Origin of the sequence: Dietzia sp. CW19 (assembly GCF_014145265.1) — a bacterium.
In the GTDB taxonomy this organism is placed as follows: domain Bacteria; phylum Actinomycetota; class Actinomycetes; order Mycobacteriales; family Mycobacteriaceae; genus Dietzia; species Dietzia natronolimnaea.
This window is the reverse complement of sequence record NZ_JAALEE010000036.1, coordinates 1-9,150: the sequence shown is the minus strand read 5'-3', so window position 1 is coordinate 9,150 and position 9,150 is coordinate 1. Positions and strand designations below refer to the sequence as shown.

8 protein-coding genes and 1 pseudogene are annotated in these 9,150 nt (G+C 68.8%); 7 read left to right on the top strand and 2 right to left on the bottom strand.

Features of this window, described 5'->3' with window-relative positions:
- Window positions 1–151 precede the first annotated feature (151 nt).
- Window positions 152–700, top strand: coding sequence for a YbjN domain-containing protein (locus tag G6021_RS01335; RefSeq protein WP_179525998.1), 549 nt, complete (start codon window positions 152–154; stop codon window positions 698–700).
- 189 nt (window positions 701–889) lie between these two features.
- Here G6021_RS01335 and G6021_RS01330 read toward each other — a convergent pair whose 3' ends face one another.
- The gene (locus G6021_RS01330; RefSeq protein WP_182640508.1) at window positions 890–2,593 is read right to left on the bottom strand and encodes a long-chain-fatty-acid--CoA ligase; all 1,704 of its coding nucleotides are present in this window, start codon (window positions 2,591–2,593) and stop codon (window positions 890–892) included.
- Window positions 2,594–2,634: 41 nt separating this feature from the next.
- Here G6021_RS01330 and G6021_RS01325 point away from each other — a divergent pair, with 41 nt between their 5' ends.
- From G6021_RS01325 to G6021_RS01310, 4 genes are all read left to right on the top strand, one after another.
- Entirely contained in the window at window positions 2,635–3,384 is a 750-nt protein-coding gene (locus tag G6021_RS01325) for a phosphoglyceromutase (RefSeq protein ID WP_179523393.1), read from the top strand.
- A gap of 111 nt (window positions 3,385–3,495) precedes the next feature.
- Window positions 3,496–4,692, top strand: a complete 1,197-nt coding sequence (locus G6021_RS01320) for an ATP-binding protein (RefSeq protein WP_179523392.1) — start codon at window positions 3,496–3,498, stop codon at window positions 4,690–4,692.
- Window positions 4,689–5,378 carry a response regulator transcription factor gene (locus G6021_RS01315; protein WP_179523391.1) on the top strand — a complete coding sequence of 230 codons (690 nt, stop codon included), beginning with the start codon at window positions 4,689–4,691 and terminating at the stop codon, window positions 5,376–5,378. Before G6021_RS01320 ends, G6021_RS01315 begins: the two co-directional genes overlap by 4 nt.
- Window positions 5,379–5,407: 29 nt before the next feature.
- Window positions 5,408–6,322, top strand: coding sequence for a HipA domain-containing protein (locus G6021_RS01310; protein ID WP_182640507.1), 915 nt, complete (start codon window positions 5,408–5,410; stop codon window positions 6,320–6,322).
- 744 nt (window positions 6,323–7,066) lie between these two features.
- Here the strand turns inward: G6021_RS01310 and G6021_RS01300 are convergent.
- Window positions 7,067–7,909, bottom strand: coding sequence for a hypothetical protein (locus G6021_RS01300; RefSeq protein ID WP_182640505.1), 843 nt, complete (start codon window positions 7,907–7,909; stop codon window positions 7,067–7,069).
- A gap of 33 nt (window positions 7,910–7,942) precedes the next feature.
- Here G6021_RS01300 and G6021_RS01295 point away from each other — a divergent pair, with 33 nt between their 5' ends.
- Window positions 7,943–8,890, top strand: a complete 948-nt coding sequence (locus tag G6021_RS01295; protein ID WP_182640504.1) for a Ppx/GppA family phosphatase — start codon at window positions 7,943–7,945, stop codon at window positions 8,888–8,890.
- Window position 8,891: 1 nt separating this feature from the next.
- Window positions 8,892–9,150 (top strand): annotated as a pseudogene (locus tag G6021_RS01290) (hypothetical protein); the annotation flags it as partial.

Here is a 9,150-nt window from a genome sequence, read left to right as displayed (position 1 = left end):
CGGCGCGCGAATCCGGACCGCAGCGGCGCGGCCCGCGACCCCGGCCCGCGAACCCGGCCCCGTCCGAACAAGCCCCCGTGACGAATCGCTCACGAGTCCGGGCCGTCGAACCGAAGGAGTCACCATGATCGACCCCACCGAGAACAAGCGCATGGACGACGACGGCGGGTCCGCGCCGCGCGGTGCCGACGACGTCGACCGCCCCACCCTCGAGTTGATCCGACGCTTCCTGGTGGAGCGGGACATCGAGTCGACGTTGGCCGACGGCCGCGTTTTCGTGGTCCAGCTGCCGGGGGAGAAGCGGCTCAAGACCGCCTGCCATCTGACGGTGAACCGGGAGAGCGTGCGGATCGAGGCATTCGTCTGCCGCAAGCCCGACGAGGACTTCGAGAGGGTCTACAAGTACCTGCTGCGGCGCAACCGTCGGCTGTACCAGGTGGCGTACACGCTGGACAACAACGGCGACATCTACCTGGTGGGCCGGATGCCGCTGGTCGCGGTGACCGAGGAGGAGCTCGACCGCGTGTTGGGCCAGGTGCTCGAGGCGGCGGATCACGACTTCAACATCCTGCTCGAGACCGGCTTCCACACCTCGATCCGCCGCGAGTGGGAGTGGCGCGTCTCGCGCGGTGAGCCGCTGCGCAACCTGGACGCGTTCCGCCACCTCACCGAGGACCTGCCCCAGCCGGGGCACGAGTAACCCGCGAGCCCTCGGCGCCCGCCCCCGGCGCCCGCCTCTCCGTCGAGAAGAGCGTTCCGCTCACCCTCTTCTCGGCCGATGTGTGCGGGACGCTCTTTTCGACGGTGTGGGGCGCCGACGGTGTGGGGCGCCGACGGTGAGGAGCGTCGACGGTGTGGAGCGTCGCGGGTGCGGGCGTCGCGGCTCCCGTCAGAGCTGCTCGGCGACCTTCTTGCGCAGGACCTTGCCCATCGGGTTGGTGGGCAGCTCGCCCAGCGCCACGAACTCCCGGGGGACCTTGTACCCGGCGAGTGAGGCCTTGCAGTGGGCGCGCAGGGCCGGGGCGTCGAGCTCGGTGCCCGGTTCGAGCACGACCGCGGCCACGACCTGCTCGCCCCCGTCCGGTCCGCGCCGGCCCACCACCGCGCAGTCGGCCACGCCCGGGGCCCTGCGCAGGACCGCCTCCACCTCGGAGGGGTAGACGTTGAACCCGCCGGTGACGATCATCTCCTTGATGCGGTCCACCACGTGGAGGAAGCCGTCGGCGTCCTGGACCACCACGTCGCCGGTGCGCAGCCAGCCCTCGTGGAAGGTCTCGGCGGTGGCCGCGGGGTTACGCCAGTAGCCCGGGAAGACCTGCGGGCCCCTGACCAACAGCTCGCCGGGCTCGCCCGGAGCGGCGTCCACGGTGGGGTCGTCCTTGTGGGCGACGCGGATGTCGGTGTCCGGGAAGGGCACGCCGATGCTGCCGGCCCGCCTCGCCGTCGACATGGGGTTGCCCACCGTGATGGGCGAGGTCTCGGTCATGCCGTACCCCTCCACGAGCAGGCCCCCGGTCGCGGCCTCCCACCTCTCGATGAGCTCGGCGGGCAGGCTCATCGCCCCCGAGAACGAGTGCCGTACGCCCCGCAGCGAGATCCCCCGCCGGTCGGCCTCCTCGAGGATCTTGGAGTAGATCGGCGGGACCGCCGGGATGAAGGTGGGCAGGTCCTTGGCGAATATCGGCATGATGAGGGCCATGTCGGGTGTCGGCACGAGTTGCAGCCGCGCGCCCTGGGCGATGCCGAACACCACGCACATCGTCACCCCATAGGCGTGGAACATCGGCAGCGAGGCCAGGAACCGCTCGCGCCCCAGCTCGAGCTCGGGCACCCAGGCCTCGCCCATCTTGGCATTCGCCACGAGGTTGGCGTGCGAGAGCGTGGCTCCCTTGGGTGTGCCGGTGGTGCCGGAGGTGTACAGGATCAGCGCGAGGTCGTCGGCCCGCGGGCGCGGATGGGAGAAGTCCAGCTCCGGCCCGGTCTCCAGATCGCGCCAGTCCAGGGTCCCGGGGGCGGGAGCGGAGAGCCTGGCCCGCGAGGCGCGCAGCGAGGGGACGGGCAGGTACTTGAGGGCCAGGCGCTTGGCCGCGGGGAGCTCGTCGAGCAGGTCGACGGCGACGATGTGCTCGATCTCCGTGCCGGGGCGGTCGGCCAGGTCGCGCACCATGCCGGCGACGACGTTCCAGGTCACCACCACCTTCGCGCCGTGGTCGGCGAACGGACCCTCGAGCTCGTCGGCGGTGTAGAGCGGGTTGTGCTCGACCACGATCGCGCCGATCCGCAGCGCGGCGTAGAACACGACGATCCCCTGCGGACAGTTGGGCAGCAGCACGGCGACCCGGTCCCCGCGGCCCACCCCGAGTCGACGCAGTCCCTCGGCCGCGTGGCGGACCCGGCTGCCGATCTCGGAGTAGGAGGTCAGGCGGCCGAAGAACTCGGTCGCGGGCCGGTCGGAGTAGGTGCTCACGGCGTCGTCGAACTGGTCGATGAGCGTGGTGGTGCCGTAGTCGAGGTCGTGCGTGGTGCCCGGGGTGTAGTGGGCGGTCCACGGCCGGTCGGGTCGATCGGGGGTGTCTCCGGCGTGTGTGGTCATGTCTGCACCGTAGTCCTCGGGCGTCGGGTCATAATGGCCGTATGGCTTACGGAACCCTCGTCCTGCTGCGTCACGGTCAGTCCACGTGGAACGCCTCCAACCAGTTCACCGGATGGGTCGATGTGGACCTCACCGACCTCGGACGCGAGGAGGCGGTCCGCGGCGGCAGACTCCTCGCCGAGGAGGGCATCCTCCCGGACGTGCTGTACACCTCGCTGCTGCGTCGGGCCATCACCACGGCCAACATCGCGCTCGACGCCTGCGACCGGCACTGGATCCCCGTGGTGCGGCACTGGAAGCTCAACGAGCGGCACTACGGCAAGCTCCAGGGCCTCAACAAAGCGGAGATCAAGGACGAGTTCGGCGACGAGCAGTTCATGCTCTGGCGTCGGAGCTACGACACACCGCCGCCGGCGATCGATGCGGACAACGAGTACTCGCAGTCGGCGGACCCCCGCTACGCGGACCTGCCGGAGGTGCCGCTGACCGAGTGCCTCAAGGACGTGGTGGACCGCTTCATCCCGTACTACGCGGCCGAGATCGCGCCGCAGCTGGCGGAGGGTAAGACGGTCATGGTGGCCGCGCACGGGAACTCGTTGCGCGCACTGGTCAAGCACCTCGACGGCATCTCCGACGAGGACATCGCGGGCCTGAACATCCCCACCGGCATCCCGCTGGTCTACCGCTTCGACGACTCCGGTCTGGTCTCCAACCCGGGGGGCACCTACCTCGACCCGGAGGCCGCGGCCGCGGGAGCCGCGGCCGTCGCCAGCCAGGGCGCCCAGAAGTAGGTGTCGCTCCGGTGAACACGCGGCGAACCCCCGTCCACCTGCGGACTTCCCGCAGATGGACGGGGGTTCTCCGTTGTGGTCGCCGATTCGCCGCACCGTAGTATCTGCCTCGTGCAGGTCAGTCTCGGGATCGCCCTCGCGATCATCGCCGCAGTGGTCGGCTTTGTCGTCGGCGGGTTCGTCGTCCCCCGGCTCAACGCCCGCCGTGAGCTCCGGCTCGCCGAACAGCAGGGGCCGAGCCGGTTGGAGGTCCTGCGGGCGGTGTACCACCAGGCGCCGTACGCGCTCGCCGTGGTGGACCGACACCAGGACGTGGTGCTCTACAACCGTCGCGCCGCGGAGCTGGGCATCGTGGACGACCGTCTCCTGGTGGACCCGGTGTGGCGCGCGGCCGAGATCACCTTCGCCGGCGGCGAGCCCTCGGCGTTCGACCTGCCCGCCAAGGTCATCACGGGGCGCCGCCGGATCCCGTCGGTGAGCGGCCGCAGCGAGATCCTCGGCGGCCACCTCGGTCAGTTCGCGGTGGTGTTCGCCGACGACGACTCCGAGCAGCGGCGCATGGAGGCCGCCCGGCGCGACTTCGTGGCCAACGTCTCCCACGAGCTCAAGACACCGGTGGGGGCCATGGCCGTGTTGGCCGAGGCGCTGCTGGAGTCCAAGGACGACCCGGAGTCGGTCGAGTACTTCGGCGGCCGAGTGGTGAGCGAGGCCCACAGGCTGGGCAAGATGGTCTCCGAGCTCATCGAGCTGTCCCGGCTCCAGGGCGCCGAGCGGATCCGCGATCCCGAGCCGGTGGACGTGGACGCCGTGGTGGACGAGGCCATGCGCAGGTCGGCGTCCGCGGCGGAGGCGGCCGGGATCGAGCTGATCACCGACGCGCCCTCCGGGCTCGAGATCTCGGGCGACTGGACACTGCTGGTCACCGCGTTGACCAACCTCATCTCCAACGCCGTCAACTACTCGCCGGAGCGCACCCCGGTCTCGATCACGCGGGCGCTCGACGGGGACACCGTGATGCTGCGGGTCACCGACCGGGGGATCGGCATCGCGCCCGAGCATCAGACCCGCGTGTTCGAACGGTTCTTCCGCGTGGACAAGGCCCGGTCCCGGGCCACCGGCGGGACCGGGCTGGGGTTGGCGATCGTCAAGCACGTCGCCCAGAACCACAACGGCGGCGTCAGCATCTGGAGCAGGCCCGGGACCGGGTCCACGTTCACACTCGAACTCCCGGCCCATGTGGAGCCGGGTGGCGAGGGGGCCCCGCCCCCCGCCGAGCACGACCAACAAGGAGAGGACCAGGTGCCGTGACCAGGGTGCTGATCGTAGAGGACGAGGCTTCGCTCGCGGATCCGTTGGCGTTCCTCCTGCGCAAGGAGGGCTTCGAGGTCACCATCGCCGGCGACGGCCCGACCGCGCTGGAGAGCTTCGACGCGGAGGGCGCGGACATCGTGTTGCTGGACCTCATGCTCCCGGGCATGTCCGGAACCGACGTGTGCAAGCGCCTGCGGGTGACCTCGAGCGTCCCGGTCATCATGGTGACCGCGCGGGACAGCGAGATCGACAAGGTGGTCGGGCTGGAGTTGGGGGCCGACGACTACGTGACCAAGCCCTACTCGGCCCGCGAACTCATCGCCCGCATCCGGGCCGTTCTGAGGCGCGGTGCCGACACCGAGGGAGACCAACCGGATGACATCGGCGTCCTGGAGTCGGGACCGGTGCGCCTGGATATCGAGCGGCACACGGTGACCGTCCGCGGGTCGGTGGTGACCCTCCCGCTCAAGGAGTTCGACCTGCTCGAGTACCTGCTGCGCAACTCGGGCCGGGTGCTCACCCGCGGTCAGCTGATCGACCGCGTCTGGGGGTCGGACTACGTGGGCGACACCAAGACGCTGGACGTTCACGTCAAGCGGCTGCGCTCGAAGATCGAGCAGGACCCGGGCAAGCCGGTCCACCTGGTGACGGTCCGCGGCCTGGGGTACAAGTTCGAGGGCTGAGCGTCGCACCTGGCGACTACGGTGGAGCGGTGGTCGAGGAAATCCGGGACATAAGCCACTGGGTAGTCGTGGGGCAAGAAGCGGTCGGAGCCGATCCCAAGTTCTGGGTCGCGGAATCCGCGGCCTCGGAACGGCCCGACTGGTGGTTGTTCAAGGCACCCAAGACCGGCCTCAAATCCGGCCGTCCATACCGCAGAGGGGACGATTGGGCGGAAGCGGTTTGCGCAGGCTTGGCGCCCTTGGTGGGGCTGCCGTCAGCTACGGTTGATCTGGCGCGTTATGGCGACACCGTCGGCGTTATGTCCCGCAACGTGGCACCACCGGGCTGGGATCTCATTTCCGGAGACACCCTCCTGTCTGAGTTCCCCGACTACGAGTCATGCGCCGGAGGTCGAAAACCCCCCGGTCGTCCCGGGCACCACCCGCAGAATATTGCCGCAGTACTTGACGGCGTGGAGTCGCCTTTGCGATCGCCCGACGAGTGTCCAACAGCGATGTCGGCGTTCGTCGGGTACCTGGTGTTCGACGTATGGGTCGCCAATACAGACCGGCACGCCGAGAATTGGGCCGTTCTCGACAACGGTCGGAGTCGCCGCCTAGCGGAGTCCTTCGATCACGGGTCCGCGCTGTCGTCGGGCTTGGAGGATCACGAGATTGATAGGTTCCGAAATCGAGTGGACTTGGAACGATTCGCATCCAAGGCACGAGCACAGCGATTCGCTCGAGAAGCTGGCCGCACACTCACGGACGTCGTTGTCGATGCCGCTCAGTTGGAGCCAACAGCGGCTCGGTTCTGGAGGGATCGAGTATGCGAGGTGGACACTGAGAAGATGACGAAGGCGGTGGCCGACGTGCCGGGGATGTCAGACGCTCGACGTACATTCGTTATGCGGTTGCTGGAAGAGAACCTGAGGAGGTTGCGCGATGTCCACTTTGACTCATGAAACGTCGTCTGCCGTGGCCGAGCAGGCAACGGCGGCAATCTCGCGGTTACTTGTGACCAGGCGCGATCCATCTACGTCGTCATATCGCGCGGTGGGCATACTGTCTCACGTCGCGGACCGGTACGAGTTCGCCTACCTGCAAAAAGCGGTGTATGCAGCCGACTTCATCCCACTTCCAGGCCTTTCGGCGACACGCCGGTACTCCTCGGGAGCGCTATTCCCGGTCTTCGCCTCGCGGGTGATGTCTGCGAATCGTCCCGATCGTGCTCGATCGCTTGAGGCGGTGGGACTCGGGGACGACGCGGAACCGTTCGAGATCCTGGGTCGGACGGGTGGCCGCCGGGTTGGGGACGAGATCGAACTCATACCCCTTCCGGAACCAGATGATTCCGGCTGTATCGATGTTCGGTTCCTCGTGCATGGGATACGCCATCGTCCCGATGCCGCTCTATCGGTCCTCAATGCTCTCGAGCGTGGCGATCAGTTGAAACTTGTTCCGGACTCGTCGAATGACCACGATTCCAACGCGGTGAGGGTCGAGACGCTCTCCGGAGTGCACCTCGGTTTTGTGCCAATGCCTCTGTCAGCGTTCATCAGACGGGCTCTTGAGTCAGGCGATTCACCTCGCGCAGACGTCGAATGCCGAAATGGTCCGGAAGTCGGCTATCACCTCCGCCTCCTCGTGGGTTTCCGTTCGTCGACTGCCGGCGATTGCTGGTCCGGTCCGGAGTGGGATTTGTTCGACTAGGAAGTCGCCCGCTCCGTCGCGGGATGCACGGCGACGATGCCCAGCTGGCGGCGGCGCCGGCATGCGGCGGCCAAGACGTCGTAGCACTCGGCGCCCAGCAGGCCCACCAGCTCGTCGCGCAGCGAGACGAACACCGGGTCGGCGCCGACGTGCGCCTCGGGCGAGCCGGTGCAGTACCAGTCGAGGTCCAGCCCGCCCGGGCCCCAGCCGCGACGGTCGTACTCGCCGATACGGGTGTGGAGGACCTGCACCTCGTCGGCCCGCGTCTCCCACTCCTGCGTGCGACGGATGGGCAGCTGCCAGCACACGTCGGGCTTGGACTCGGGCAGGGTCCGCCCCGTACGCAGGGCCATGTGGTGCAGGGCGCAGCCCGAGCCGGCGGGGAAGCCGACATCGTTGAAGAACACGCATCGGCCGCCGTGGCGCCGGGTGCGCAGAGCGGGCTCGGGCTCGCCGTCGTCCCCGGTGAGCTCGTCCTCCTCCAGCCACGGCTCGAGATCGCCTCCCTCGGCCTCCGCGGCCTCCAGCGCGGCCTCACGGTGCTGCCACTCCTCGGGCCCCAGGAGTTCGACGTTCACGGTCAGGCGTGCGCGGTCGTCGTCGTCACAAAGAAACGCCCCGTGCGTGCAGCACCCCGAATCGGGCTGATCGGCCTCGATGCCGTGGCAGGCCGGGGTGCCGAACACGCAGGTCCACGAGGACAGCAACCAGGTCATGTCCGCGGAGACGAGGTGCTGGTCGTTCGCGGGGTCCGGGAACGTGTACCACTCGCGGGGGAAGTCGAGGGGGACTTCCGCGGCGGGCGCGCCCGGGGTGCTGGTGCGTTCGGTGGCGGTCACAACCAGCGACCGTAGACCGTTTAGGGTGGGCGTGTGAGATTAGGTGTCCTGGACGTCGGGAGCAACACGGTCCATTTCGTGGTGGTCGACGCCCATCGGGGCGGGCACCCCACGCCCATGAACGACTCCAAGACCCGTTTGCGACTGATCGAGTACCTCGATGAGGACAACAACATCTCGAAGACCGGCGTCGCCCGGCTGATCGACGCGGTCAACGAGGCCGCCGATCTGGCCAAGGCCACCAAGTGCCGCGAGGTCATGGCCCTGGCGACCTCGGCGGTGCGCGACGCGGCCAATTCGGACGCGGTGCTCGAGAAGGTCGAGAAGGAGACCGGCATCGAGTTGCGCGTGCTCTCCGGCGAGGACGAGGCGCGGATGACCTTCCTTGCCGCCCGCCGGTGGTTCGGCTGGAGCGCCGGTCGGATCGTCAACCTCGACATCGGTGGTGGCTCGCTCGAGCTCACGAGCGGCGAGGACGAGCTGCCCGAGCACGCCTTCAGCCTGCCCCTGGGCGCCGGCCGGCTGACGCACGACTGGTTCAAGACCGATCCGCCGGAACGCAGGCGCATCAATCAGTTGCGTGACTTCATCGATGCCGAGCTGGAGGGCCCGGCCAGGGACCTGCGGGCGGCCGGCATCCCCGACCTGGCCTGTGCCACCTCCAAGACGTTCCGCACGCTGGCGCGGCTCACCGGTGCGGCGCCGTCGTCGGAGGGGCCGCGGGTGGAGCGGATCCTCACCGCGTCGGGTCTGCGGCAGGTGATCGCGTTTATCTCTCGCATGACGGCCGCAGACAGGGCAGAGTTGGAGGGCATCAGCTCTGACCGGTCGCATCAGGTGGTCGCGGGAGCGCTGGTGGCGGAGGCGTCGATGAGGGCTCTGGGGTTGGAAAGTGTGAAAATCTGCCCGTGGGCTCTGCGGGAAGGGCTCATTCTGCAGCGTCTCGACCGGGACGCGGGCGGCGACGGAAAGGGGAGCTGAGATGGCCGAGGATCAGGACGGTCAGCAGATCACCGTGGCGGAGCTGCTCAAGCGCATGGGCGCGGAGCAGTCTGACGCGGCCGCACCTAAGGGTCGCCGGCACCGGCGGGCCGACGAGGGCGGCAGTGGCGTGAGTGTCTCAGAGCTCACCGGCGAGATCCCGCGGATCACCGATGACACCGAGCTCAGCAGCCGCGCCGCGCGCCGCCGGGCCCGCGAGGCCGAGGAGACGGCCGCCGGGGCGGGGGAGAAGACCCCCG

Excerpts from the sequence above, each read along its gene's own strand:
- G6021_RS01335 (WP_179525998.1), top strand. The coding sequence starts at position 152 with ATGGACGACGACGGCGGGTCCGCGCCGCGCGGTGCCGACGACGTCGAC.
- G6021_RS01330 (WP_182640508.1), bottom strand. The coding sequence starts at position 2,593 with ATGACCACACACGCCGGAGACACCCCCGATCGACCCGACCGGCCGTGG.
- G6021_RS01325 (WP_179523393.1), top strand. The coding sequence starts at position 2,635 with ATGGCTTACGGAACCCTCGTCCTGCTGCGTCACGGTCAGTCCACGTGG.